At 58.7% G+C, this 25,438-nt stretch carries 17 protein-coding genes; 6 read left to right on the top strand and 11 right to left on the bottom strand.

Going from position 1 to position 25,438, the window contains the following annotated elements; all coding sequences use genetic code 11:
- Nucleotides 1-231: 231 nt before the first annotated feature.
- The 6 genes from trmB to HMPREF3155_RS08875 are packed head-to-tail and all read left to right on the top strand — an operon-like array spanning nucleotide 232 to nucleotide 6,379.
- Entirely contained in the window at nucleotides 232-1,008 is a 777-nt protein-coding gene (gene trmB, locus HMPREF3155_RS08900; RefSeq protein ID WP_061925002.1) for a tRNA (guanosine(46)-N7)-methyltransferase TrmB, read from the top strand.
- A complete protein-coding gene (locus HMPREF3155_RS08895; RefSeq protein ID WP_062043147.1) occupies nucleotides 1,008-1,604 on the top strand; it encodes an NYN domain-containing protein in 597 nt (198 codons plus the stop codon). The genes trmB and HMPREF3155_RS08895 overlap by 1 nt, the downstream gene beginning before the upstream one ends.
- A 7-nt stretch (nucleotides 1,605-1,611) precedes the next feature.
- Complete coding sequence (locus HMPREF3155_RS08890; RefSeq protein WP_070433125.1) at nucleotides 1,612-3,909, top strand: MMPL family transporter; 2,298 nt, start codon at nucleotides 1,612-1,614, stop codon at nucleotides 3,907-3,909.
- Complete coding sequence (locus HMPREF3155_RS08885) at nucleotides 3,906-4,922, top strand: lysylphosphatidylglycerol synthase transmembrane domain-containing protein (protein ID WP_062043141.1); 1,017 nt, start codon at nucleotides 3,906-3,908, stop codon at nucleotides 4,920-4,922. Before HMPREF3155_RS08890 ends, HMPREF3155_RS08885 begins: the two co-directional genes overlap by 4 nt.
- Before the next feature lie 6 nt (nucleotides 4,923-4,928).
- Nucleotides 4,929-5,273 (top strand): DUF3054 domain-containing protein, encoded by a 345-nt coding sequence (locus HMPREF3155_RS08880; RefSeq protein ID WP_061925014.1) that lies wholly within the window; start codon nucleotides 4,929-4,931, stop codon nucleotides 5,271-5,273.
- Between the two features lie 41 nt (nucleotides 5,274-5,314).
- On the top strand, nucleotides 5,315-6,379 hold the full coding sequence (locus tag HMPREF3155_RS08875) for an HNH endonuclease signature motif containing protein (protein ID WP_061925021.1): 1,065 nt from the start codon (nucleotides 5,315-5,317) through the stop codon (nucleotides 6,377-6,379).
- 240 nt (nucleotides 6,380-6,619) lie between these two features.
- Here HMPREF3155_RS08875 and HMPREF3155_RS08870 read toward each other — a convergent pair whose 3' ends face one another.
- From HMPREF3155_RS08870 to HMPREF3155_RS08820, 11 genes are all read right to left on the bottom strand, one after another.
- A complete protein-coding gene (locus HMPREF3155_RS08870; protein WP_062043135.1) occupies nucleotides 6,620-8,164 on the bottom strand; it encodes an acyl-CoA carboxylase subunit beta in 1,545 nt (514 codons plus the stop codon).
- Nucleotides 8,164-12,945, bottom strand: coding sequence for a type I polyketide synthase (locus HMPREF3155_RS08865; RefSeq protein ID WP_070433124.1), 4,782 nt, complete (start codon nucleotides 12,943-12,945; stop codon nucleotides 8,164-8,166). The genes HMPREF3155_RS08870 and HMPREF3155_RS08865 overlap by 1 nt, the downstream gene beginning before the upstream one ends.
- Before the next feature lie 181 nt (nucleotides 12,946-13,126).
- Nucleotides 13,127-14,965: a FadD32-like long-chain-fatty-acid--AMP ligase gene (locus HMPREF3155_RS08860; RefSeq protein WP_070433123.1), complete on the bottom strand. Its 1,839-nt coding sequence runs from the start codon at nucleotides 14,963-14,965 to the stop codon at nucleotides 13,127-13,129.
- Nucleotides 14,966-15,067: 102 nt separating this feature from the next.
- A complete protein-coding gene (locus HMPREF3155_RS08855) occupies nucleotides 15,068-16,003 on the bottom strand; it encodes a cutinase family protein (protein WP_061925032.1) in 936 nt (311 codons plus the stop codon).
- Nucleotides 16,004-16,014: 11 nt separating this feature from the next.
- Nucleotides 16,015-16,548: a DUF732 domain-containing protein gene (locus tag HMPREF3155_RS08850; RefSeq protein WP_070433122.1), complete on the bottom strand. Its 534-nt coding sequence runs from the start codon at nucleotides 16,546-16,548 to the stop codon at nucleotides 16,015-16,017.
- Nucleotides 16,549-16,550: 2 nt separating this feature from the next.
- Complete coding sequence (locus HMPREF3155_RS08845; RefSeq protein WP_070433121.1) at nucleotides 16,551-18,518, bottom strand: alpha/beta hydrolase-fold protein; 1,968 nt, start codon at nucleotides 18,516-18,518, stop codon at nucleotides 16,551-16,553.
- A 261-nt stretch (nucleotides 18,519-18,779) separates the two neighbouring features.
- Nucleotides 18,780-19,802, bottom strand: a complete 1,023-nt coding sequence (locus HMPREF3155_RS08840; protein WP_061925041.1) for an alpha/beta hydrolase — start codon at nucleotides 19,800-19,802, stop codon at nucleotides 18,780-18,782.
- A 225-nt stretch (nucleotides 19,803-20,027) separates the two neighbouring features.
- Nucleotides 20,028-21,788, bottom strand: coding sequence for an arabinofuranosyltransferase AftB family protein (gene zomB / locus HMPREF3155_RS08835; RefSeq protein WP_371441327.1), 1,761 nt, complete (start codon nucleotides 21,786-21,788; stop codon nucleotides 20,028-20,030).
- A 128-nt stretch (nucleotides 21,789-21,916) separates the two neighbouring features.
- Nucleotides 21,917-22,912: a decaprenyl-phosphate phosphoribosyltransferase gene (locus HMPREF3155_RS08830; protein WP_061925046.1), complete on the bottom strand. Its 996-nt coding sequence runs from the start codon at nucleotides 22,910-22,912 to the stop codon at nucleotides 21,917-21,919.
- Nucleotides 22,909-23,436, bottom strand: coding sequence for a phosphatase PAP2 family protein (locus HMPREF3155_RS08825; RefSeq protein ID WP_070433119.1), 528 nt, complete (start codon nucleotides 23,434-23,436; stop codon nucleotides 22,909-22,911). Before HMPREF3155_RS08825 ends, HMPREF3155_RS08830 begins: the two co-directional genes overlap by 4 nt.
- Entirely contained in the window at nucleotides 23,426-25,405 is a 1,980-nt protein-coding gene (locus HMPREF3155_RS08820) for a glycosyltransferase (protein ID WP_070433118.1), read from the bottom strand. Before HMPREF3155_RS08820 ends, HMPREF3155_RS08825 begins: the two co-directional genes overlap by 11 nt.
- Between the last annotated feature and the right edge of the window lie 33 nt (nucleotides 25,406-25,438).

The raw sequence follows: 25,438 nt of genomic DNA, 5'->3' as shown, positions 1-25,438 counted from the left end.
TTCACCACAACTTAACCAAGCGTATGCCGTTGTGACATACAGCATACAGCCCCTCACTCCACCCCAATACGGGGCTGAAATGTTCAGAAGTGGGCGCAGCTTTGTCTGGAATAATCCACCCCCTCGAGACTCAACCCGGTTATATCCACCGCGTAAAGTTCCCTCCACCACCCAGCGAAAAGCGGCGCGGCACTTTGTTAGAGGCATAAGCACAGGGAACAATAAAGAGCAATGAATACTGCAGATAATCCTCAAAACTCCCCAGCCGGCGAAATGCCTCACGGCCGCCCGCTGCAGACCGACTTCAACGCTGAATTCGGCAACGACCTCGATTACCCACGCCTCGGCAACGTCACCTTCCGTCGCGGCACACTCACGGACAACCAGAATGCCCTCTTCGAAGAGCACTGGCCACGCCTAGGAGCAATGCTTGCCGACGAACGCCTCGACATCGATTCCTGGTTCGGCCGCACCGGCGCCAAGACCATCGTCGAAATCGGGTCCGGCACCGGCACTTCCACCGCCGCTATGGCACCGCTCGAGCAGGACACCAACATCATCGCCGTCGAGCTCTACAAGCCGGGCCTAGCCAAGCTCCTAGGCTCTGTCGTTCGCAACGACATCGACAACATCCGCATGATCCGCGGCGACGGCATCGAGGTGATGGTCCGCATGTTTGCGCCAGAATCCTTGGACGGCATCCGTGTCTTCTTCCCTGACCCATGGCCGAAGGCCCGCCACCACAAGCGCCGCATCATCCAATCCGGCACCCTCAACCTTTTTGCCTCCCGCCTGAAAAAGGGCGGTGTTCTGCACGTCGCTACTGACCACGCAGGTTACGCCGAGTGGATAAACGAGCTTGTCGACGTCGAGCCCGCCCTCCGCTACAAAGGCTGGCCATGGCCCGAGTGCCCGCAGCTGACTGATCGCCAGCTCATCACCAAGTTCGAGGGCAAGGGCCTCGACAAAGACCACGTCATCACCGAGTACCTGTGGGAGAAAATCTAATGCAAGGTTCCTACCTACTCATCTGGGACGCCCCCAACATGGACATGGGGCTAGGCGCGATCCTCGGTGGCCGCCCAACTGCAGCGCACCGCCCACGTTTTGATGCCATCGGCCGCTGGCTCGTCGATATCGCTCTGCAGAACGACGCCCAGCCAGAAGCTGCCGTCTTCACCAACGTCACCCCCGGCGGCGCTGACGTCATCCGCCCGTGGGTCGAGGCGATCCGTAACGTCGGCTTCGCAGTCTTTGCCAAGCCGAAGCTGCACGAGGACGACGATGTCGATCCAGACATGGTGGATTACATCCAGGCCAACCGCGACAAACTCGAAGGCGTCATCGTCGCCTCCGCCGACGGCCAGAATTTCCAGTCCCTCCTCGAAGAAATCGCAGCCGAGGGCAAGCCCGTCTGCGTTCTCGGCTTCCACGAGCATGCCTCTTGGGCCGTGACACACGATGACATCGAATTCGTCGACCTCGAGGACATCGAAGGCGTCTTCCGCGAGCCACTGCCGCGCATCAACCTCGACAACCTGCCAGAAGGCGGCGCCTGGTTGCAACCCTTCCGCCCGCTCACCGCCCTACTCAAGCAGCGTTAGGAGGACCATGTTCTACGCTTGGGGCCGCTTTTCCTATGCGCATCGCAAAGTCGTCCCGCTCGTCATTGTTGGCATCATCCTGCTGCTTTTCATCGGCTTCGGTACTCGCTTAGGCGAGCGCATGAGCCAGGAAGGCTGGGAGGATCCCGGCGCGGCGTCGACAAGCGCAGCCCGCATCGAACAGGAAACCTTCGGGCGCGATAACTCCGGCGACGTCATCCTGCTGTTTTCTGATCCCGATCAGAACTTTGCCGCAGCAAAGGACCACCTCGCAACGCTAAAAGAACAGCACCCGCAGGAAATCGATGGCATCACCAGCTACTTTGATACCAAGAACCCAAACTTGGTCAATCGTGACCACAGCACTGCCTTTGCCGCTATCAGTCTCAAAGGCGACGGCGAACAGACGCTGAAGGACTTCCGCGCGATTGAAAGCGACCTCACCGCCACCGACATCCCAGTCAAAGTCGCTGGCGCTACTGCCGTCGCTGACAGCCTCGATGAGGGCATGGCGCACGACATCTCCCGCGCTGAAAAAGCAGCCCTTCCTTTGGTTGGTCTCCTACTGCTGATTGTCTTCGGCTCGGTTGTCGCTGCCTGCATGCCGCTTGTTGTAGGTGGCCTTTCTATCTTGGGCTCGCTGGGTATTTTGTCTGTGCTCGCTGGCTTCCAGCAGGTCAACGTCTTTGCCCAGGCCGTCGTAACGCTGCTCGGTTTGGGCCTTGCTATCGACTACGGCTTGTTCATGGTCTCTCGCTTCCGCGAGGAGCTGGATAAAGGCCGCTCGACCCCCGATGCCGTTGCCACCACTACCGCCACAGCCGGCCAAACCGTGGTCTTTTCCGCGGGCATGGTGACCGTGGCGTTGTCTGGTCTTTTCCTATTCCCGCAGGCCTTCCTGAAGTCCGTGGCTTATGGCTCGATTTCTGCAGTAGGCCTAGCAGCGCTGTTGTCTGTGACCGTCTTGCCGGCGCTTTTCGGCCTGCTGGGCAAGCGCATCGACAAGTTCTCCGTGCGCAAGACTTCTCGAAAAGCCCGCCGTTTAGAAGACACAGTGTGGTACAAGCTTCCTCGTTGGGCCATGCGCCATGCCAAGCTCATGACCGTGGCCATCTGCGGCCTGCTCATTGCCCTTACCTTGCCGGTTCTTGGCGTTAAGTTCGGTGGCATCAACGAGACCTACCTGCCGCCTCAACATGAAACCCGCATGGCTCAGGACGAGTTCAACGAGCAGTTCCCGTCCTTCCGCACTGAGCCGGTAAAGCTAGTGGTAACTAACGCCACCAATCAGCAGCTTGTCGACGTCGTCATGCAAGTACGCCAGCTCGAAGGCCTCACCAAGCCGATGGGCCCTGTTACTCCAACGAAGGACGGCACCACCGTCCTTGCTGCGGGTATCAAGGATCGTGATGACTACGCCCGTATCGTCCACGAACTCGAGCAGGTGGAAGCACCGGAGGGCGTTGAGCTCTATGTGGGAGGCACTCCGGCCATGGAGGTTGAGTCTTTGGATGCCCTCTTCCACAAGCTGCCGTGGATGGCACTCTACGTCGTCCTGGCAACATTCGTGCTGATGTCTCTAGTTTTCGGCTCTTTCATCTTGCCGATTAAGGCCATTTTGATGACGCTGCTCTCCCTCGGCGCAACGCTCGGCATTTTGACCCTGATGTTCGTCGACGGCTTGGGAGCGAGCGCTTTGAGCTTTACTGCCGGCCCGCTGATGAGTCCAATTCTGGTGCTTATCATTGCCATCGTCTTCGGTCTTTCCACCGATTACGAGGTCTTTCTAGTCTCCCGCATGGTGGAGGCAAGGCGTCGTACGGACGGTGCCGATACAGATGAAGCCATCGCCATCGGCACTGCGCACACCGGTGGCATTATTACGGCTGCGGCTCTCATCATGATTGTAGTGGCAGGCGCTTTCGGCTTTTCCGACATCGTGATGATGAAATACATCGCTTTCGGCATGATTTTTGCACTGCTTATCGACGCCACCATCGTCCGCATGCTGCTCGTCCCCGCCGTCATGCACTTGCTGCGGGAAGACAACTGGTGGGCGCCCCGCTTCATCCATCGCGCTTACGACAAGTTGGGTCACGGCCGCGAACCCGCCCCAGCTTCCAGCCAGCCAGCTTCGGTCTCTGCACCGTCTGCTGCCCAACCAACCGCTGCCGCGATGCCATCTAAAGACGAGGACGAAGGCCCCGAGCGCAGTGGCCGTTCCCTCGCGGAAGACTCTTCCCTCATCCCATTCAGCGAGCTCATGCAGCGCCTCCAAGCCGATAAGCGCACGGGAGAGCGATGAAGAAGAACTGGTTAACCTGGATTGTTTCGCTGCTCATCCTGATCGCACTCGGATGGTTCTTTCGTGGCCACCTGAGTTTTATCGCCGAGGGCCTAACACGCCTTCGGCATGCGGAGCCGCTACCAGTCGTGCTGGTTGTACTCTTCGCATTCGGGTCTATTGCCGGCATGGCAGAGGTCATGCGTCTGCTCATCAAGGCCGGCAAGATTGAGGTCCCGCTGCGGGAAACTTATGCAATTACGCTGGCCTCCAATTCCTGGTCCACCACCCTTCCCGCAGGACCGGCCTTCGCTGCGATCCTGACATTCCAGGTACAGCGCGGGTGGGGCGCATCGGTGGCATTGTGCAGCTATTTCCTGTTCCTGTCATCGATCATTTCCTCGATGTTCCTGGCTCTCATCGGCGTCGCCGGTGTGTTTTTCTTGAACGCGGATATGGCATTGGGGTCGTTGCTGACCACCATCGTCCTGATGCTGGCGGCAATGGGCGCTATCTTCTGGATTACATCCCACCCGGCAACCATTCAGCGCTGGCTAAACCACCAGCGAGTTCTCAAGGGTGCGAAGCTAGCGCGCGTCCGCAAGGAAGTAAACAACCTTGACGAGGTGCACTTGAGCCGCGGCCCGTTTGCGGTCATTTGTATCTCCTCGCTCTTGCACCGCCTGTGCGACATGCTCGCTTTGTGGGCCAGCGTGTGGGCCATTACTGGAGAAATTCCTTGGCTACGCGCTGCTGAAGACCACACAACGATGGCCGGCATCGCCCTCGCTTTCCTCGCCGCAAAGCTGGCGGGCTCGGCGCAGGTTACGCCGGGCGGTCTTGGAACGGTGGAGGCCGCCCTCATTGCGCCGCTGGTGGCTACGGGCCTGACTGCCGCACATGCCACCTCCGCAGCGATTATCTACCGCCTTATTTCCTTTGCTCTGGTCACTATCATTGGCTGGGTCATCTACTTTGTGCATTACGCCAGCAAGGGGCTGACCTACCAAGCGCTGAATCGAAAGGACACTTAAACACTCATGCGCACAGCACCGATTATCGACATCATCGCCCTCGCCATCTTCGCAGTTCTCGCCCGCATTGCGCATGGAGGGCTCTCCTTCAGTAGCTGGGTTGATGCATTCTGGCCGTGGACCGTCGGCGCTCTTCTCGGATGGGTTATCATCCTCGCTGCAAAAATCGGTGGTCGTTGGAAGGAAGGCCTCGTAGTTTGGCTTTCTGCTGTAATTGGCGGAATGGCTCTATGGATGCTGGTGAACGGCCGCCTTCCGCACTACAGCTTCCTTATCGTTGCAACCACGATGTCGGCACTGTTCTTCTTCGGCTGGCGCGGTATCGCCGCACTCGCTTCCCGCCGCCACTAGTTCCAGTTGCGGGGCCACCCCACGCCGTTTATGGTTTGGGCATGAAGTTGGGGGACTTACTCGGGGTACTTGCGCGCGGTATGCACGTGGTCTCGTTATGTGCGGGCCACAACCGCAGCGAGTTGGTGGCGATGGGCGCCACCGAGTCTTTTGCGCAGTCCTTGTTGTCCTTGCATGAAATCTATTTTGGAAAGACTGCTTTCAGCGCCATGCAGCGCGCAGCGCGAAATACTTCGCACTCTTTGGAATCGCTGCGAGAGATTGAAAAGTACGTCGGCCGCGTTAGGGATAAGCGCAAAGCTTGGCGCCTACGAGAAGAACTGTGTGCCACCAGGGAGCGCGATATTGCCAAGGTGGCTGTCGCCCGCCTGAAAGAGCTAAGGAAGCCACCGCAGGTTGCCCGCGGGGTAAAGGTGCTACGGCGCGATAATGGCCCGCACAGTCTCGTCATTACTGACTCCCCGCGCGCTATTGCTGATTTATTCGGCACCATCAAAGCCACTGCTAAAGACCCCACTGCCGCCGCAACTGCGGCTGAAGAAGCTGCAGCCGGCCTCGACTTGCTCGGAGCAGTCCGCCAAGTATTTAGCGGCGCTGGCTCCAGCTCGCCACAGCTGCATGCGCACGTGATTGTGCGCTTGGAACAGCTAGATAAAATCGCCCGCGGTGACGGCGACGATATCCAGCTTCTGGCCACAGATGGCGGAACGCTAAGCGGCGCAGAGTTCATCCAGAAGCGTTTCGCAGACATCGGCTTCGTTACCCTCGTTCATCCAGAAATTGGCCCGGTTAACTTGTACCGCACGCGGCGTTTTGCGTCGGCAAAACAGCGCACCATGTTGGCGGCTGAGCATCCCACCTGCGCATGGCTGGGCTGCCGGCGCCCAGCCAACGAATGCCAATTCCATCACCTGGATAGATGGGAAGACGGCGGAATGACAAACATCGACAATTTGGTTCCGTTATGCCACTACCACAACGCCATCAACGATGATTCACCCGATAAACCCACCGGCCGCGGAAGAATGGCCCGCTTGAGAGGTCGAATATGTTGGTTGCCTCCCGGCGGTGGCAGACCAGTCGTAGTTCCCAGCCCTGCAATATAAACCCCGCTATACAAAAAGAGTCTTCCCACAAGTTGCCCTGTGGGAAGACTGCTTTCGGCTGCCAGAAAGGCTTCTGGCAAAAGTTCTTAGCTGGACATTGCTGCGCCATAGTTGAAAATCATAACGACGTAGTTGATGATTTCACCGACAATATCGAGTGCGCTAGACAGCAACATTTACTTTCTCCTTCATTTCTGAGGTCGTTTCATCCACCTTTATCGTCCGCTCCCCTTTAGGGCGTTACATCGGCGCGATGGTGTGCTTCTTAGGCAAGTCACTTTCGGTCTTCGTGGCCAGCTGTCGCAAAGCCTGACGCAAAGCCAAACGCGACTGGCTCGGCTCCACCATTGCATCCAAGTAGCCGCGCTCTGCAGCGACATAAGGAGCGGTCATGGTCTCGTCGTAGAAGTCCATAAACATCTTCTTCGTCATTGCACGCTGCTCCGGGGTCTCTGCAGCTTCGAGCTGCTTGCCTGCAATCATCACGACTGCGGCCGCAGAGCCCATCACAGCGATCTGCGCAGTCGGCCAGGCCAGGTTAATATCACCGGTCAGGTTCTTTGAACCCATAACCGCATAAGCGCCGCCATAAGCCTTTCGCACAATCAGCGATACCTTAGGCACCGTTGCCTCCACCACCGCGAATGCGAACTTAGCGCCGCGGTGGATGAGCCCCGCCTTTTCCTGCTCAACGCCCGGCAGGTAGCCCGGAGTATCAACGACGAAGACGAGCGGAATGTTATAAGCATCGCAAATACGGATAAAGCGCGCGCCCTTATCCGCAGCATCGGCATCGATACAACCGGCCAGATGCATCGGGTTATTGGCAACAAAACCGACAGCCTTGCCATCAATTCGGCCAAAGGCGGTAATCATGTTCGGCGCGTAGTTTTCTTGTAGCTCGATGATTTCTTCGTCATCACCTAGCTGCGCCAAAAGCTCCAACATGTCATAGCCCGCGTTCGTGTCGTCAGGCATGAACTCATTGAGCTCTGGATCTTCGAGCTCCGAATCCTCGGGAGCTGCAAACTCCGGCGCCTCATCGAAACAAGTCAGCGGCAGATGGTCCAGCAAGTCTCGTACCAAATCGAAAGCATCGTCTTCCGAGGCAACCACAGCGCTAACGTTTCCGTTTAGCTCCTGCTGGCGCGCAGAACCAAGGTCATGGGAAGTAATCTCCTCACCCGTGACCTCCTTGATGACGTTAGGGCCGGTCACATACATCTCGGCCTCACCATCGACTGCGATAACGAAGTCAGTAGTAACCGGGGCGTACACAGCACCGCCAGCAGACTTACCCATCATGATGGAAATCTGCGGGCTACGACCACTAAGTGGCAGCTGGCGACGCGCAATTTCCGAATACATCGCCAGCGAAGTCACCGCATCCTGAATACGCGCGCCGCCGGAGTCCTGAATACCGATTACTGGGCAGCCGATCTTGATGGCCATGTCCATAATCTCGGTAACCTTCTTACCGAAGATAACGCCAACCGAGCCGCCATAAACCGTCTTATCGTGCGCATAGATGCACACTGGGCGGCCATTCACGCGGCCATAACCGGTGACAACGCCGTCCGAGTAAATCGCGTCCGGGTCACCCGGGGTCTTTGCCAAGGCACCCGTTTCAACGAAAGAACCTTCGTCGAGCAGCGCATTAATACGCTGACGCGGGGTTGAGCGGCCGGCGTCATCGCGGCGCTTGCGGGAGCGCTCGCTGCCTGGGTCCTGCGCGCGCTCCAAGCGCTGGCGCAGGTCTTCCAGCTTATGAGCAGTAGTAGTCACTACCGAATCTTCTCCTCGATCCAATCATTCATGTGCTTGCCCACGATACCGATAGCCGGCTCATCAGGAACTGCTAGGTGATCGCCCTGCAGCTGCACGATTTCCAGATCCTCAACGATAGCGCCCCAGCCACCATCCGGGTCAATCTCGGCATACCGCGGTTCGAGTTCAATGGCACCTTCATGCATGCGCTCCGAGCGGAACAAAATCACCGGGACGTCAACATCAGCCCAACGCTGCATATCCAACTTGCCCAGAATCTGATTGTCCACGAAGGACGCGCGCTGATGCTCCAAGACACCAGCAGCCAAGCCGTGCTCAGATGCATCGGTGTTAGACAGGAACTCTGCGAGCATGGTCATCAAGGCATCCTCGCCCATGGTCTCGAGCATCTCGTATGGCGGCTCGAAGTCTAGGCCATAAGTTTTCTTTGCGAAGGCAGCGTAACGAGCCCACCGCGCCTTAGTCTCCTCGAGAGTATCCGGAGCAGGATCTGAAGGCTGAGTGGTATCGAGCAACGCGATGAAAGCAACCTCTGCGCTTTCCTCACCGCGCTTTGTGCGGTCCGCTAGCTGGTAGGCAACCTCATAGGCTAAAGCACCACCGAAGGACCAGCCGCCGAGAACTACCTTGCGGCCGCGGGCGTACTTGATGATGTCATCGATATAGGCAGTAGCGCGCTCCTCCAAAGAGCCTTCGATCCTTTCGACGCCGTAGACTGCGACATCACTTGGCAGACGACGCGCCAGTGGTTGGTAGACAACCGTCGTTCCGCCGGCAGGGTGGAACATAAAGACAGCGGGTCCCTCGGCTTCGCGGAGAACGCGGATGTTGCCTTCGACTTCGGTCTCCAGCCCCTCGCGAACAAGGTCCGCCAAAGGTTCGAGGGTCTCGGCATCGAGGACTTGCTGAGTTGTGACTTCAATGCCAGCACGCTCGCTCAGGCGCTGCGCGATATCCGCCGCTACAGATTCATCAATCTGCGGAAGCTGAGAGGTCACGCCCGCTGCTGCCTTGCCGGTAAAGGTTGCCCAGGTGCCAAAGACCATGCGCTCAGAGGCATCACGAGGGGCAACACCCACGCCTTCAGCGCTGTTTTCTGCATCGTGCTTGTCGACGCCGTCCTTTTCAGCGTCGGCTTCTACAGCGCCAACCTCCGCAGCGCTGGTCTCGGCAGCACCAGCAACAGACTTACCGGCGACGGCATCCTCGACCATGGTGATGACATCGGCGAGAGAGGCGTCGCGAAGCGCTTGCACCTGCATCGGTGGAATCTGGAAGTCATTTTCCACGCGATTCTTAATACGCATGCCCATCAACGAGTCCAGGCCTAGGTCGATCAGCGGCAACTCACGCGGCAGGTCAGAAACGTCGTAGCCCATTGACTCAGAGACGATCAGCGAAAGCCGCTCCTCCACCGTCTCCTTCGATGGGTCCCAACGCACAGCTTCTACGTCGCTGACGTCAGTAAAGGATGCCGGTGCACTCGGTGCGGCAGGTTCGGCAATCGCAGCCACACCCGGAATGCCGGTTTCAGCCAAGTTCAATGCGGAAGCGAAACCCTCTGCAACCAGCTGCGTAGCCGGACCGTTCACAAAGTAAACCGCAATCGACAGGCCGCCCAATGACTTCGACACCACAGTGGTTACCTCACCCTGCGGTGGCAAGTCACCGTGCTCCTCCGAAGCCACAATCTGTGCCCCCGGAGTAACCGCCTCAGCAGCAGCCTCCAAAATTGCCAGAGCAGAAGGAGCTTGGTCTGCATTCGTCGAGAACGCAACCTTGCCCTCCGGCAGGTTAACCCGCGCACCTGGCAAACCAGAGATGCCAGAAGAAGGACGGGCATTCGTCCAGAAGCGCTGGCGCTTGAACTGGGTGTGAGGGGCGTCGACAAGCGCGCCCGAACCAAAGACCGCCGTGTAGTCTACCGGTGCGCCAGCCACATACAGCTTCGCCAGAAGGTCCAACAAAGACTCCGTCGGATCGACCTTCCGCTTCAAGCTAAACAGCAACTGCGCATCAGACTTACCAACCGCAAAAGCAGTCGACATTAGCCCCATCAACGCAATCGGGTTCGGTGATATTTCCACAATCTGCGTATGTCCAGAGGCAAAAGCGGCTTCCGTAGCATCCTGCAGCATGACCGGCTGGCGAGTCATACGAATCCAGTAATCCTCATCGTGGACAAGGGCACCTGGGCGGTAGATTTCACCGCGATCAACAGAGCTGTACAGCGTCGTGTGCAGCGGCCGTGGTTCGATACCAGCGATATCTGCATACAACTCGCCCAGAATTGGGTCCACAGCCGAGGTATGTCCTGCACCTTTCACGTTAAGAGCGCGTGCGAACTTTCCTTCTGCATCCAGCTTTTCCACCAAAGCGAGGACCTCAGGGCGCGGACCGCCAACAGTTGTCATACCAGGGCCGGTGTAGACGGCAGGTTCAATGTTGCCGTCCAGAGCTTCGATTTCAGCAGCAGTAAGCTCGACAACAGCCATTGCGCCTTGTTCTTCCTCACCGAGCGAGTTTTCACCTTCGCCCATCAAGCGGGAACGGTGAGCGGCGATAAGCATGGCGTCTTCTGCAGTGATACCGCCGGAAGCGTAGGCAGCGGCGATTTCGCCCATGGACATACCGATAACACCCGCCGGACGAACGCCGAAGGATGCAAGAAGGTCCGTCAAAGCAATCTGGATTGCGGTAATCGCTACCTGGGCGGTTTCAGTGTTATAGGTTTGGGCGTCGTCGGCAACGATGTCAAGGATGGACCACCCGGACTCGAATTCGACGATTCGGTCGAGTTCTTCCAAGCGTTCCTTAAACGCTGGAGAAATCTCGAGCACATCCTTAACCATCTTGCGGTGCTGGGAACCGAAGCCGGAGTAGATAAAGACAGGGCCTGGTACAGACGGGGAATCTGCAGAGGCGATTCCCATGGAGACCTTGCCGTCGGCTACCTGACGCAAACGCTTGACGACGTCTTCTTCACTGACGCCCGTCACCACTGCACGGGAGCGTGCATGGTTTCGGCGCGCAAGCGTGCGCGCGAGAGAAAGCAGGTCAGGATGTTCTTGCTCGATGTAGTCAGCGATCTGGCCTGCAGCAGCCGCGCGACGGGATGGCAGAAGACCGGAAATCGGCAGGGAGACTGGAGCGCCCTCGTCGATGTTGACCTGCGCTGCGGTCTCGGCAGTCAGGCCGCGGTAGTCGGTGAGGACGACGTGCGCGTTGGTTCCACCGAAGCCGAAGCCTGAGACACCGGCGACCTTCTGGCCCGAGTATTCCGGCCACTCGCGGGGATCCTCAACGACTTCGAGGTGCTCGTTGTCGAAATCGATGTAGCGGTTTGGGGCGGAGAAATTGATGCTTGGCGGGATGACACCGTGGCGCATCGACTCGATGACCTTAATGAGGCCAACTACGCCAGCAGCGGATTCAGAGTGACCGATGTTCGACTTCGCAGAACCGAGAAGCATCGGCGCTGCCGTTTCGCGCCCGGAACCGAGAACACGGCCAAGGGCGGTGGCCTCGATTGGGTCTCCGAGGATGGTGCCGGTGCCGTGGGCTTCGACGTAGTCGACTAGCTGCGGGTCAATACCAGCGTCGGCGTAGGCGCGCTCAAGGACGTCAACCTGCGCGTCTGGGTTCGGGGCGGTTAGTCCGTTGGAGTGGCCGTCGGAGTTAACGGCAGTGCCCTTGATGACGGCGAGGATGTTATCACCATCGCGCTCGGCATCGGCGAGACGCTTGAGCACCAAAACGCCGGCGGCATCAGAGCGGACGATACCGTCGGCGTCGTCGGAGAAAGCGTGGATAGCGCTGGTCGGGGAGATAACTCCAAGTTCGCTAAAACCAGTCGAGGCATGCGGAGCAGCGAGGATATTAACGCCGCCGGCCAAAGCTACGTCAGAGACACCTGTGCGCAGGTCATTGACGGCTTGGCTAACAGCGACCAGCGAGGAGGAGCATGCAGTGTCCACGTTGATGGAAGGGCCACGCAGGTCCAGTGCGTAGGAGATGCGGTTGGCCACCACTGCAGAAGAGGTGCCGGTCATGGCATAAGGGTGCATCTCTGCAGGGTCAGCGACGATGAGCATGCCGTAGTCATTGTTAGTCGAGCCCATGTACACGCCCGTTGCAGTGCCGCGCAGCTGGTTGGCTGGAAGCCCTGCGTCCTCGAGCGCTTCCCAAGCTAGTTCGAGAAGAATGCGCTGCTGAGGATCCATGTTCGCGGCTTCGAGGGGAGAAAGCCCAAAGAACTCCGCATCGAAGCTAGCAATGTCTTCGAGGTAACCGCCATCGGTGTTCTGGTTAGCGATCTTTTCCGAGACCGTCGGCTCTGCGGCGTACTCCGACCAGCGGCCCATAGGTAGCGGGCCGGTTCCGGCACGGCCTTCGACCAACATGTCCCAGAACTCTTTGACGTTCTGCGCGCCGGGGAAACGGCCAGCTTCACCGATAATCGCGATATCGCCGCCAATGATGCCGGCATTGCGCGAGGAGGCGGTACCGCTGCTGGAATCGGCCGCGGAGTTGCTCGAGGATGCTACACCGTTGACCAGACGGTCAGCGAGCTGTGCAATAGTCGGGTATTCATAAGCGACAGTCGGTTCTAACTTCATCCCGAGTAGGTTCTCCAGCTCACCGGAGAGAACCACTGCATCGCGGGAGGACAACCCGAAGTTTTCTAGAGGCTTGCTATCAGTAATTTCCTCAGCGGATAGGCCGGTGGTTTGCGCGACCCAATTGCGTAGCCAGCCTCGTAGTTCTTCAACAGTCATCTAAATTAGCTTTCTATAAATGGGGAGTTTCCGCACAATTCTGCACAGCACTGGTTGCCGCATGCCTGCAATCTTTATCGCTTTATTGTCTCATTTTGTTAACTTCTGTCACGATAACAACTCACCTCTGCTATATGGCAGTGCAATACAGCAGAGGTGTAAAAGCGATTAGAGCGCCGCGTTAGCTCGCGAGGAAGTGCTTCTTCGCTACACGGCGTGCAATCTTCCCAGAAGAAGTGCGATTGATTTCATGCGCGCTAAACCAGCGAATGACCTCCGGTGTAATACCGTGTGCCTTCGAGACGGCGGTACGAATAACCTCAGTCGCTGCTTCATCGCCTGCAGAATCTGCATCATCAGCACGTTCGATCAGCAGCACTAGCTGCTCGGTACTGCCACCTTCCACAGAGAAGGCAGCGATGGAATCTGGTCGCACATGCGCCGAGGCCTCCTGGACGGTCGCCTCGATATCTTGCGGGTAGTGGTTTCGTCCCGCAACCACGATCAAGTCCTTCAAACGGCCCGTGATGTAGAGGTGACCATCCACGATGGTGGCAAGGTCGCCCGTGGCCATCCACTTGTCATCTTCCGGCGCCCCAACAACGCGGGAACCCTCCGGCAGGCGCGTGGCCAAAGTATTCCGGAAAGTAGAAGCTGTCTCGTCCTCGCGGCCCAGGTAACCGGCCGCCATGTTGTCGCCGTGCAACCACAGCTCGCCAATCTGGGCGTCGGCAAGCTCAGCCTTGGTTTCTGGATCCACGATCGTCAGATACTGAGCAGGCATGCCCTGACCATTTGATGCAAAAGCCACCGTCTGCTCGGACTTGTCCTCCACAACGGCCTTGCCTGCCGTCAACTGCTCACGGTTGAAGTGCGTGATGAGCGGGCGCTCGCCTTCCTGCGGAGTAGCCACCATCAGCGAAGCTTCTGCCAGGCCGTAGGAAGGACGCATAGCCTCGCGCTTGAGCCCGTATTCGCTAAAGACCTCCCAGAAATTGTCCACTGCAGTCTCTGTTACAGGTTCGGAGCCGATGACAATGCCATCGACATGCGACAGATCAATATCCTCACCCGCAACCGGTGCGCCATAACGAGCAGCCAGCTCGAGCGCAAAGTTCGGAACCACGGCATAAATTCCCGCAAAGTTCTCATCACCCGGCTGACGGCTAATCTGGCGCACCCAACGCTTCGGCTGCTGCACGAAGTCACGCGGTGACATCATCTCAAAGTTCAAGCCCAAAATGGTGGCGAAAGAAGCCAAAATAATGCCCATATCGTGGTGCAACGGCAGCCAGGAAACGATGCGCGGCGGCGTCTTGATGTGTACCGCAGCAAAAATCTGCAGCACATTCGTCAAAATCGAGCGGTTAGTCAGCAACACGCCCGCTGGAGTGCGGGTAGAGCCGGAGGTGTACTGGAGGAAAGCGGGAGCGTCGACGGGCGCTGCTGCGCCCTCACCGGCGCCTTGCTCAACTGGATTCTTCCACGAAGCCGCGAGCGAATCCGGCAGAGAATCGATGGAAATCACGCGTGGGCGCTGCGCCGACGGCAAGTCTGCGAAATAGCGGCGAACTGCGGCTGCAGAAACATTGTTGGTCAGAACAATCGAAGGATTCGAATCACCAAAGACTGCGCGCAGGTGCTCGGAGTGCCCCGGCTCGTTCGGATCATAGAGTGGCAGCGGCGTCATTCCCGCATACATCGCGCCCATAAAGCCAAACAGATACTCAGGAGAGTTTCCGGCAAGAATAGCCACGCGGTCCCCTACTGCGCCGACCTGCTGCAGGCGCGCGGCCACAACCTTGATTCGCTTGTTTACCTCTGAGCGGGTGAAATCGCGCGGAGCACCAGCTGGGTCATCATCAAAGAGCCACTGGCGCAAAACCGGGCGATCAGGAACTCCTGATTGTTGTTCCATTTCAAAGACGTACTCACAAAGCCCCGGCAGGGTCAAGTGAGGCGGCAGAACAATGCGACCATTCCCGTCAAAGAACTGGCCAATCAATGCTTGGAGGTCCATCTAATCTCCTTTTGGGCTTAGATTGTTTACTTTTGACATTAAAAATATCATCTCGGAGACGCACAGCGTTACATAACATGACCGTTTTAAGTTTGAACGAAGTTAGGTGCGGTCGATAATTTCCCGCGCCCAGCCGACGACCCATTGGTTAGCAGTGGTACCCGGAATCACGTTCGGGTTGGTGGCATACATTGCATGCACACCGTTTGCTTCAATGAGCCCGCGTGCGCGCTCAAGGCCGTTTGGGCCATCGAGTGGGGCGTCGCAGATGGAGTCATCAGGTGCACAAATCTGGAAGGTGCGATCTGCCAAGGAACCGAAGCCGTTTGCGCGTGGGCCACGCATGGATGCGCCAGGAACTATGCCCTGGATGAGCATGCCAACCGGCTGCAGAGCAATCTCTGCACCGACACCAGCAACGGGCACGCCGGGGTTCTGGCCTACACCTGCTTGGCGGCGCCCATCTGCCACCAACGCAACGCCCGAGACAGCCTCGGCTGGGATTGGGCCATTGCCACCACCGATGCGGTCTGCGACGTCGCCCGCAATGACAGCGCCCTGAGAGAAACCGGCGATGATGAACTTGGTGGCTGGGCAGTTCTCGTGCATGGTGGTCAGCTCGCCCTCGAGGCGAGAGGTACCCTCATCACGGGATTCGTCGTAGCTCATCTCCTGTTGAGCGTTGATGTTTTTAAACTGCGCGGTATAAGGCAGCGTCCAGACCTTTACGTCTTCAGGAACGTAGGCCTCCTTCAGCGGGTTGCTGATGGAAAGCATGAAGGACTTGGGGTTGGCGGTCGGGTTGATAGGGTCATCATCGGCCTTAGATTCCCAAGTGCCAGGGGCAGAAATCACTTCGAAGCGCGGGCACCAATCCGGCTGGGCAGGGGCCTCGACTCCCCCGCCCTGCTCGGTGGGCACCGGCTCACTCAGGTTGTTGGATTCTCCTGCCTTGTTGGCGTTTAAGAAGTGAACCGCTCCCGCGCCGATGACAGCTAATACGACGAGGACGGCAACAACCGTGAGTGTTTTTCGCATAAATTTCTACCTTATTTAGCACACAGGGTGCCGCGCGCTTGGTCCGTGAGGACGGCGGTTAGCTCCTCATGTGACAAAGGTGCGCGGCCTTGCTCGATGAGCTGACCTGCAACAGCGGGGATGGTTACGGCATCGCCTTCGTTGCATGCAGCTTGGCCTGCACCGATGATTTGATCTTCTGCACCTTCTGTTTCTACTCCAGCTTTCTGAACTGCAGCTAGGAAATCTTGCTCAGGTCCCTGAGTCTGGCTAGGCGAAGGGATAGCGGAGATTTCCCGGGCGCCACGGTCTTCAGGCTCATCGCTTGCCGAAGCAGCGCTGGATTCCGAAGAGGACTTTTCGTCCGAAGAATCCGCCGACTGCGAGCTAGCTTCAGAGGCGCTTTCCGAAGCACTTGCAGGCTGCGAAGAACGCTCGAGCGGGGCGACTTTCGTCTGCTCGGGAGAGTTCTCGCTTTCAACCGTTGCGGAACCACAGGCGCTTAGGCCGAGTGCTGCAGCCATGAAGGCTGCGCACATTACAGGAACCCGGAAGGAGGTACGCATGATTACTTCTTTTCCGCCTGAACGCTGCCCATGATTTCGCGGATCTCACCGTGCTGGAAGGTCTGGGAGATGCCGCCGGCTGCAATCTGGTTGTAGTCACTGGTTGGCCAGCCGAACTCGCCCTGCTCGAAGCCGCGCTTGCCCCACTCGTCCATGATTGCGCCGTACAGAATGTAGTGCGCACCGGATTCAGCGGACCAGTAGATGTTGCCGTGCTCGAACTCCTGGAAGAAGCCGCCCTTGATTGGCTTTTCGCCACCCTTCGGGAAGCCCAGCGGGGAGGACGGGCCGCCCAGCTCCTTGTACTTGGCACCGATAGCACCGTGGACGATGGAGTGGGACTCATCCGGGTTACGGGTCAGAACGCCATTCTGGAAGTCCTGTGCGAAGCCCTCGCCGACCTTAGTGACCGGGCCGGTTGGGTACTTAAGGTCGCCGCCTTCGAAGCCGTTCTTGCCCCATGCCTCAACCATGTCACCTGGAATAGCCCAAGCGCCGGTTTCTGCGGTCCAGTAGATGGAGCCGTGCTGGAAGTGGACGAAGCGGCCCTTGCCGTCTGGGGTCTTGGTCTCGCCGGTGGTTGGGAAGCCCAGCCAGGAGGTCGGTCCGCCGCTTTCTGCGTAACGTGCGCCGATGCGGCCAAAGATGGCGTGTGCGCCGGTCTCTGGGGACCAGTAAGCGGTACCCGCCTGGAAGTCTTCGGCCTTTCCGCCGGCGACGTCGTACTCGTTGTTCAGGCAGGAGCCCAGGATGCCGGACTTGGTTGCCTCTGCGATAGCTCCAACCGGGGTGCAATCTGCGCCGCGGTCTTCCTTAGCGATGCCGAGGGCGTCGGCCATGACTGGCCAAGCCTCGCGCATCTCGAACTGCCAGTATTCCCAGCTGTGAACGCCAGATGGGCGGAAGCGGGAAACAACTGGAACGCCAGCACGCTTCGCGTAGTCGACGAAGGTCTGGGTAGACATACGGGAGATAACCTCAAGGCCAACGCCAGCAGCGTTCGCAGGGCCCTTTGCCACGGACTTCAGATTGCCGTAGTCATCCTTGCCGGAGCCAGCGGAGACGTAGACCTTCATGTCCTTGAGTGCTTCGATGCCCAGCTTCGGATCATGGTCGATCCAATCCTGAGAGTAGTGCGGGCCCCACATGTTGGTGGAGGTGAATCCGCCAGCATCCATCTGGGCTGCGGCGATAGCCTCAGGCATGCCCTGCGTGGTGGTGTCCAGGTAGCCAGAGAAGGAACCAACGAACTTGAACAGGTGCGGGTTACGCTCCGCCAAGTTCATAGCCGCGGTACCGCCCATGGAGATGCCGGTAACGGCGCGCTTCTGGTTGGAACGGTAGGCCTTATCGAGAATCGGGACGAGCTCCTTGGTCAGGAAGGTCTCCCACTTGTAGTTGCGGCCATTGTCCGGCTTCTGCCAGTCAGAGTAGAAAGAGGACTCGCCGCCCACCGGCATGATGAGGTTGACGTTGCGGTCAGCGAACTGAGTCTCGATGTCGGTCTCAATGGTCCAGCCGGACTCGTCATCGCGTGCGCGCAGGCCGTCGAGTGCCCATACCTCTGGGAACTTCTTATCCGGGCTGGAGTACCAGTCACGAGCAAGCTGGATCTGGACAACCTGCTCCTTGTCCGGCATCGCTGCGGACTTGATGTAGACGCGCAGGTTGCGGTTGGTCAGGTATTCCACGCGGGAGATATCGACGCCTTCCGGAAGACCCTCAACCTCTGGGTACTCGGTCTGAATCGGAGTGCGCTCCGGCGGGGTGCCAGGAGCGAAAGCATCAGATAGGTTGGAGCTACCCAGGTTCTGTGTCAAAGAACCAAGGGAGGACTGAGCCGTTGCATTCGGCAGGAGAGACAAGCCCACCGCTACAGCAGTAGGCAAAGCTGCGATGGCCAGACCCTTACGAGCCTTGGTCGGGGAACCTGGAGAGCGCAGGCTGGATGCAGACGCATTTTTACGCATAGATGAGTCCTTGTATGAAGTCGAGGTTTTAATGTCGAGGTAGCGGACTAGGCGTGGTTTCCGAAGGTTCCCCTCCTCCGGACTTTCCTCATCTAGGCCGCGAAGTGCTGTCTATTGTGTGCTCAAGTTTAAGTTGAACTTGAGACTTTTCATAGAGGAACACGCCCAAAACACAAAACCGGCCGCAGGAAAACCTGCGGCCGGTTAAGAACCCATCTAGGACAATTCGCCGGAGCGATTCCTAACGAATTCCCTAGATGCTTACCAAGCGTTCATCACATTGAGAACCTGTGGCTTAGAGTGCTCCAGCTGGTAGCCAAACTGTGCCCAGTTGTGCAGACCCTGCATTGGGTAGTTGGAAGTCACGCGCAGACCAGTTGCACGAGCCTTTGCCTCCCAGATACGGGTGGTAGCGCCAGCGAACATCTCCAAAACGGCGCCAGACAGCTGATGCTGCGGCAAGTAACCTGCATCGCCTGCACCTGGGATACCGGAAGCTGCAGAGATGTAGATGTCAGTGTTGCGCAGACCGCCCATGACGCGGAACGGATCGTTCTCGAAACGGCGCGGGCTAACCAGAGAACCGTACATTGCGTTGATGTTGAATCCGCCGGCGTCGAGAAGCGCGAGGCGCATAAAGGTCTGCGCACCCGGCAAGGTGGTGGTCAGGTAGCCGGAGTAGGACAGAACCTGGCGGAACTGGTCTGGGTGCTTACCGGCCAGGGTGATGGCTGCGGTGCCGCCCATGGACAGACCAGCGATAGAGTTGTTGTTACGAGCAACGCCGAAGTTGCGCTCCAGGTAGCCAGGCAGCTCGGAGGTCAGGAAGGTTTCCCACTTGTAGTTGATCGGGGAAACAGCGTTGTAGGTAGCCGGGCCCTCCCAGTCAGCGTAGAAGGAGGCCTCTCCGCCAACCGGCATTACGAGGGTGATGTTGTGCGGCTCGTAGGTGCGGGCAGCATTTACGTCGTTGATCCAAGCGTTGGTGCGGTTCGTCGCGCGCAGGCCATCCAGCAAGTACAGACCAGCGTTGCCGCCGTTCTTAGCCGGCTGAATCTGCACCGGAATGTTGCGGCCCATTGCTGGGGACCAAACGTCACAGCGCTGCACCCACCAACCGACGGCATCCCAGTCACAGGTGCCCGTGGCATCAGCACGCAAAAAGTCGCGGTTTGCAGCGGACGCTTCCTGGCTACCGGCGGCAACAGCGAGTCCAAGCGCAACCGCAACGGTCATTACGGCTGTGAGAACACGCGCCTTGAGACCCGAGCTCAGTGAAGTCATGTCTCTCCTTTATGTACTTCTCAACAAGAGCTAGATAGAAAAATTTAGTGCTACTGACACATATCGTCGCCACATCTGGAAACGTTAACGTCACAGAAATATAACGAGGAATCTCTAGCAGCTTAACCCACTTAGCCAGCAAAGTCCCATCCAGAACCACGTTCGCTGAGTAGGCGCAGGGCAGTTTAGGGAAGCTGCCACGCCGTAACGGAGATTAAACCCCTATCATTTCCCAAGGTAATCGCCAGGATCTTCGGAAAAAGTCAGGGTGCGGCCGTCGGTTAGCGCGAATTTGATGTTTTCGAAAAATCTCTTCGCATCAAGCGGATCTTTGTAGGTGGCAAACAGCTTCTGGAAGTCCTCAGTCTGCAAGGCTTTGCGCGCCTTCCGGGTTTCTTCCTTGTCGTACCAGGATGGCAGCTCGTCAATGTCCACCGCGGTCTGCGCCGCCTGCCAATATGTCGGCAGGCTCTTGTCGTGACCGATGCGGCCGTCGGCGATGCGTGGTTGGCGGGCGGCGAGCGGCGTCGCCAAGCCGATGTCATCGAGCACGCGCACCTCGAGCGGTGCGTTCATAGAAGTCATGCCCATGTTGATGAAGTAGACCGTGGGTAATTCATCAATGCTGGGGTCTCGTTCGATGCCCATCCAGCCATAGGCATTCTCCTCACCCTTCTTGGCATAAAGAACGGCAAGGGCGTCGCCGGCTTCGAGCTCATCCATGCCCTCTTGGTAGTGCTCAATAAAGCGCATGTGGTCGAAGTCTTCCACCGAGCGCGGCGGGTGGCCGGTTTGGTGCTTGGTGGCATGCGTCCAGAACTCACGCTCGTCGACGATGTTGAGCGGGCGAGAAAAATCATCCCAGTCAACGGAATGCCCACGCAGAACAATCACGCATGCCCAGATTGCACAGATGGAGGTGGTGACAGCGCCAAGGATGGAGCGCAGTGGAAGGACGAAGACGGGCAGCAGCAGCGCGAAGAGCGGCAGCAAAAGCATTCGGCCGTGCATGAAGTCACCGCCGACGCGCAGGACATAAATCAGATGCAAAAGACCGGCCGCGAGCAAAAGGTAGGCTGCGGTGGCCGGAGTACGAAACCCACTGGGACGCAGTTCACGACGCAGGCTCCACAGCGCCCACGCAGCGAGGACAATGAGCGGTACGTAGAGCGCATAAGGCAGAGCGAAGTCGCCCAAATAGTTAAAGCCGTGGCTCCACACTGCGCCGGATGCGGACTTCGCCACCGCAGTGTGCGGGGTAAGTAGGCCGTAGTAGCCCATGCGGAAAATCTGGTAGCCCAGCGGCAAAGGCAGCGCCGCAGCGAGAATGCCGAGCCATGCTTTCCAATTACGGTGGGCAGCCAGCAGCAGCACACCAACCAGCCCGCCATAGAGAGCGAGCTCTGGGCGCACGAGCCAGGACAGACCAGCCCAGACAGCCAGCCAATATGGCATGGAGTCGCTGGCATTCGCCGCATGCTTGTCGACGCCCCGAGCCCACTTCAGCAGCATCCACCACAGCACGGCCAGATAGAAGATGGCTAGGCCCCATTCGAGGCCGGAGGTGAAAAAGTCGCGAGCTGGTGGCAACGCGAGGTAGACCAGTGCGCCGGCAGGAGCGACGAGGGTTGCGCTCTTGCCCCGCGAAACAAGACCAACGGTGGCAAATGTGCCGAGCGCCATCGCACAGACAGAAAGGAAAAGCCCTAAGTAGATGGCAATGCCTGCGAGGTCGGCGCTAGTGATCCAGCGCAGCAGCAGGATCAGGTACTGCCACAGCGTGGAGGTGTTAGCCTCGACGCGCTCGCCCATGTTGAACACGGGGCCATTTCCGGCTTCGAGGTTGCGTACGGTGCGCAGGACGATGAGGCCGTCGTCGGAAATCCAGCGGCGGACAAAGCCTCCCCAAAAAGAAAAAACACTAATAACAATCACCGATGCCACGGCACTGAGCCGGACCAGATTCTTGTTATTAGTGTTATTCACGGGGTAAAAGTTTAACATTACCCATCTTATTTGGTTATATTCCTAGCTTTGTGCTGCCAGAATACATTCCTTATGGTGTCATATTCCGTCCCTGTAGAGCACCCTGCCCCTGTAGAGAATCCTGTTCTCTACAGCATCGGCATGATGTAGACCGCCATAGCGATGCAGGCCAGCCACGCGAGCGCAAGGACTTGCAGTGCGCGGTCTTCCAGGGCGATTTCGTCTGGAGCGCCGCCATTGCCGCGGTCGACGTCAGCGGCATAGCGCAGCACAGCGATGGTAAACGGAACCATCGAAACCTGGTACCAGACGCCAGCTGGGCCATCGGCGGCGTTGGAAAGCTGGAAGCCCCACAGCGAGTAGGACATGACCAAAGCGGTAGCCGCAAGGGTCCAGACGAAGCGTAGGTAGGTCGGCGTGTAGCCCTCGAGGGACTTGCGAATCTTGGCGCCGGTGCGCTCCGCAAGAAGAATCTCGGAATAGCGCTTACCGGAAGCCATAAACAGCGAGCCGAATGCCGCAACCAACAGGAACCACTGCGACAAGACGATGCCCGCGGCAACGCCACCGGCCATTGTGCGCAGCATGAAGCCAGAGGAAACCAGCGCGATGTCGATAACCGGCATGTGCTTCCAGCCAAAGCAGTAGCCCAGCTGCAAAGCGATGTACACAGCCATCACGATTGCCAGCTGTGGGCCAGCGGTGGCCAGGAAGGACAAAGCAATGGAGCCAACGATGAGCACTGCCGCCATGGCGTAGGCCAGGCCAACCGGTAGGACGCCGGCGGCAATCGGGCGGAAACGCTTGGTCGGGTGCGCGCGGTCAGCTTCGACGTCGCGTGCGTCATTGATGAGGTAAATCGAGGACGCGCCCATGCAGAAGACGATGAAGGCAAGGAGGACGTCGAGAAGCACGCGCGAATGGAACAGTGCGTCCGCACCCGCTGCTGCTGGAGCAGCGAGGACGAGGACATTTTTGACCCACTGCTTTGGGCGGAGGGCCTTTACCATTCCGTCGGCGAGGTTCTTCGGCGGCTTACGCTTGCGGCCAGTGTCGATGCCTGAAGTATGCGGTTCAGAGTGGAACACGCGCTGCGTACCGTCGTCGTGGTGGGAATCGCTCACGCGGTCTTCCTTTCGTAGCGGGTTAATGCCTCTGCGGTGACTGCGCCGATCGCAGCTCCAACCGCGGTATCCGTTGGATAATGCACTCCGAGCACCATACGCGAAGCCATCATCACGGGCACGCCGACAAGCGGCGCTGGGGTGGACAAAAGATGCGCGACGGCGACGAGGAACGCGGTTGTCGACGTCGAGTGGGAAGAAGGAAACGACAGCTTAGACGGCGTTGCCACGCCCACACGCACGTACGGGTAATCGGGACGCTTGCGGCGAACGATGCGCTTTAACACAACGCTGGCCGCATGGGCGGTAAAAGCACTCGCGCCGACGTATGCCCACTGGCGAGCCTTCGCTTTGTCCGTGCGATTGACCGCGTACATGAGAGCGGAAGTGCCCATCCAGCCCAAGGCATGCTCACCCAAGTGGCTAAGGCCGCGGGCGGCAGGTACAACTCCAGGGATGTCGAAAGCTGCGTTCTGGATGCTTTCCAGAACGTGTGATTCAGCTACAGAAAGCTTACTGGGCATCGAATACCTTCTTCCAGGATTCGCGGGAGGTCAGCTCCGGCATCGCGGCGCGATACTGCGCCTTCAGATCGTCGAAGTTCTCCTCGATCTCCTTGAGCAGGCCGCGGGTCTGCTTGACGAGGTCGGTGGCCAGATCGCGGTCGCGTTTGCGGAAGGCCACGCCGGTGCCACCTGCGGTGGAAACTGTTGCGGAGTCCACGCGGGACAGGGTGAACCAGCGCGCCTCGTCTGGGGTGAGGTTGAGCTGCGGCGCCTCGTGGTGCGCGCGGTCTTCCTTGGTGACCAGGTGCTTTGCGGACTTCAGCAGCCATGGCAGCTTCTTGACCTTGCCGAGGCGGCCGCCGATGTTGCGGGTCGGTACGCCCGGCGCGCCGGTCGGAGCTGGCAGTTGGTCGGCAGACTCGATGATGACGGCATCGGAGTAGTTCTTGCGGATTTCCGCGATGCGCGGCAGGGAGGATTCCAGGATGTCGAAGAGGTGATCCGGGCCGGCGAGGAAGTCCTTCATAGCTTCCAGCTGGATGGCCATGGTGGAGTATTCCATGCACATCGTGTGCTTGAGGGTGGACTTGAAGATGGACTTCGTAATGCCCTTGACGTCGCCGTCGTGGTACATCGCAGCGACGATGAGACGGTTGCGCAGGTGGAAGTACGCCTGCCAATCGATGGCGTCGTCCTTGTCTGCCCAGGCCATGTGCCAGATGGCAGCGCCTGGCCAAGTCACGGTTGGGAAGCCGTTAGCGGCTGCGCGCAGGGAGTACTCGGTATCATCCCACTTGATAAACAGCGGCAGCGGCTGGCCGTTGGACTCGGCAACTACGCGTGGGAACAGGCACATCCACCAGCCGTTGTATTCGACGTCGACGCGGCGATGCAGAGCACGGGAGTCGTACTTGCGTGGGTCGAGGTGCGACTGGGCGTCGCCAATAGCGCGCAATGGGTACTTGGCGAAGTCGTGGTCGTAGACCGCGTGCGGTGCCCCGCCCCACATGAAGTCGTGCTTGTTGACCTGCTCGCCAGTGGTGCGCAGCTGGGAGCGCTCCTGCAGGTTCAGCATCTGTCCGCCAACGATGATCGGCTTTGCGGCGTATCGCGCGGCCTGAACTGCGCGCAGGATGGAGTCAGGCTCGATGGCGATGTCATCATCCATGTAGAGGATGAACGGCGAATCGGTGTTCTCCAATGCCTCGTACATGATGCGGGAGTAGCCGCCGGAGCCGCCCAGGTTGCCCTGACGGAACTCGCGGAAGCGCGGGCCGAAGTGCTCGACGGCCTGCTCGTATCCTGGCTCGTCTGCTGGGTGCTGGTTGCCCTGGTCCGGCATAAGGACGTAGTCAATGATGCCGTCGACCACTGGGTCCTCGGCGAGAGCCTGCAGCGCTGCGACGGCGTCGGTTGGGCGGTTAAAGGTAGGAATGCCCACGGCAACGCGCTTTTCCGAAGCCGGTAGTTCGGTGCCATCGGGCAGGATCTGTGCCTGTGGAGCATGCGGTGCGCACCATGCCGCATTAGAAAGGACGGTTTCCTTCTCTGCGGTGATGTCGAACCACAGCCAGCCGCCGTCTTCGAAGTTCTTCAGCGGCAGTTCGAAGTCATGGTGACCGCTGCCGACCAGGTGGTTGGCCACGGAGATTCGCTGACCGTCCTGCTTGGAACGGTAAATGGACACGTTGGCTTGGCCTTCGAGCTCGAGGGAGAGCACGATGGACTTCAGCTGGGACCAGCGGCGCCAGTAGGAAGCAGGGAAAGCGTTGAAGTAGGTCTCGAAAGAAGCCTCTTCACCCGCTGGAATCGTCACCGCAGTGCGGTTGGTCCAGCTCAGGCGCTCGCGGTTTTGCTCGGACTCGATGAGATAGAGCATCCGGACGTCAAAAGGCTCGCCGCGCTTGGGCAGCAAGATTCGCTGAACAGGTTCGAAAACGCGGGTTTCGCTGCCAGCGGCGCTGGCGGAGGGATTGTTGGCAGTCACGATTACTTCGATTCTCCAAACGGTTTTATGACA

Source organism: Corynebacterium sp. HMSC06D04, assembly GCF_001807315.1.
In the GTDB taxonomy this organism is placed as follows: domain Bacteria; phylum Actinomycetota; class Actinomycetes; order Mycobacteriales; family Mycobacteriaceae; genus Corynebacterium; species Corynebacterium simulans.
The sequence above is the reverse complement of the archived record's forward strand: the minus strand, read 5'-3'. Positions and strand labels throughout refer to the sequence as shown.

Excerpts from the sequence above, each read along its gene's own strand:
- trmB (WP_061925002.1), top strand. The coding sequence starts at position 232 with ATGAATACTGCAGATAATCCTCAAAACTCCCCAGCCGGCGAAATGCCT.
- HMPREF3155_RS08895 (WP_062043147.1), top strand. The coding sequence starts at position 1,008 with ATGCAAGGTTCCTACCTACTCATCTGGGACGCCCCCAACATGGACATG.
- HMPREF3155_RS08890 (WP_070433125.1), top strand. The coding sequence starts at position 1,612 with ATGTTCTACGCTTGGGGCCGCTTTTCCTATGCGCATCGCAAAGTCGTC.
- HMPREF3155_RS08885 (WP_062043141.1), top strand. The coding sequence starts at position 3,906 with ATGAAGAAGAACTGGTTAACCTGGATTGTTTCGCTGCTCATCCTGATC.
- HMPREF3155_RS08880 (WP_061925014.1), top strand. The coding sequence starts at position 4,929 with ATGCGCACAGCACCGATTATCGACATCATCGCCCTCGCCATCTTCGCA.
- HMPREF3155_RS08875 (WP_061925021.1), top strand. The coding sequence starts at position 5,315 with ATGAAGTTGGGGGACTTACTCGGGGTACTTGCGCGCGGTATGCACGTG.
- HMPREF3155_RS08865 (WP_070433124.1), bottom strand. The coding sequence starts at position 12,945 with ATGACTGTTGAAGAACTACGAGGCTGGCTACGCAATTGGGTCGCGCAA.
- HMPREF3155_RS08860 (WP_070433123.1), bottom strand. The coding sequence starts at position 14,965 with ATGGACCTCCAAGCATTGATTGGCCAGTTCTTTGACGGGAATGGTCGC.
- HMPREF3155_RS08855 (WP_061925032.1), bottom strand. The coding sequence starts at position 16,003 with ATGCGAAAAACACTCACGGTTGTTGCCGTCCTCGTCGTATTAGCTGTC.
- HMPREF3155_RS08850 (WP_070433122.1), bottom strand. The coding sequence starts at position 16,548 with ATGCGTACCTCCTTCCGGGTTCCTGTAATGTGCGCAGCCTTCATGGCT.
- HMPREF3155_RS08845 (WP_070433121.1), bottom strand. The coding sequence starts at position 18,518 with ATGCGTAAAAATGCGTCTGCATCCAGCCTGCGCTCTCCAGGTTCCCCG.
- HMPREF3155_RS08840 (WP_061925041.1), bottom strand. The coding sequence starts at position 19,802 with ATGACTTCACTGAGCTCGGGTCTCAAGGCGCGTGTTCTCACAGCCGTA.
- HMPREF3155_RS08825 (WP_070433119.1), bottom strand. The coding sequence starts at position 23,436 with ATGCCCAGTAAGCTTTCTGTAGCTGAATCACACGTTCTGGAAAGCATC.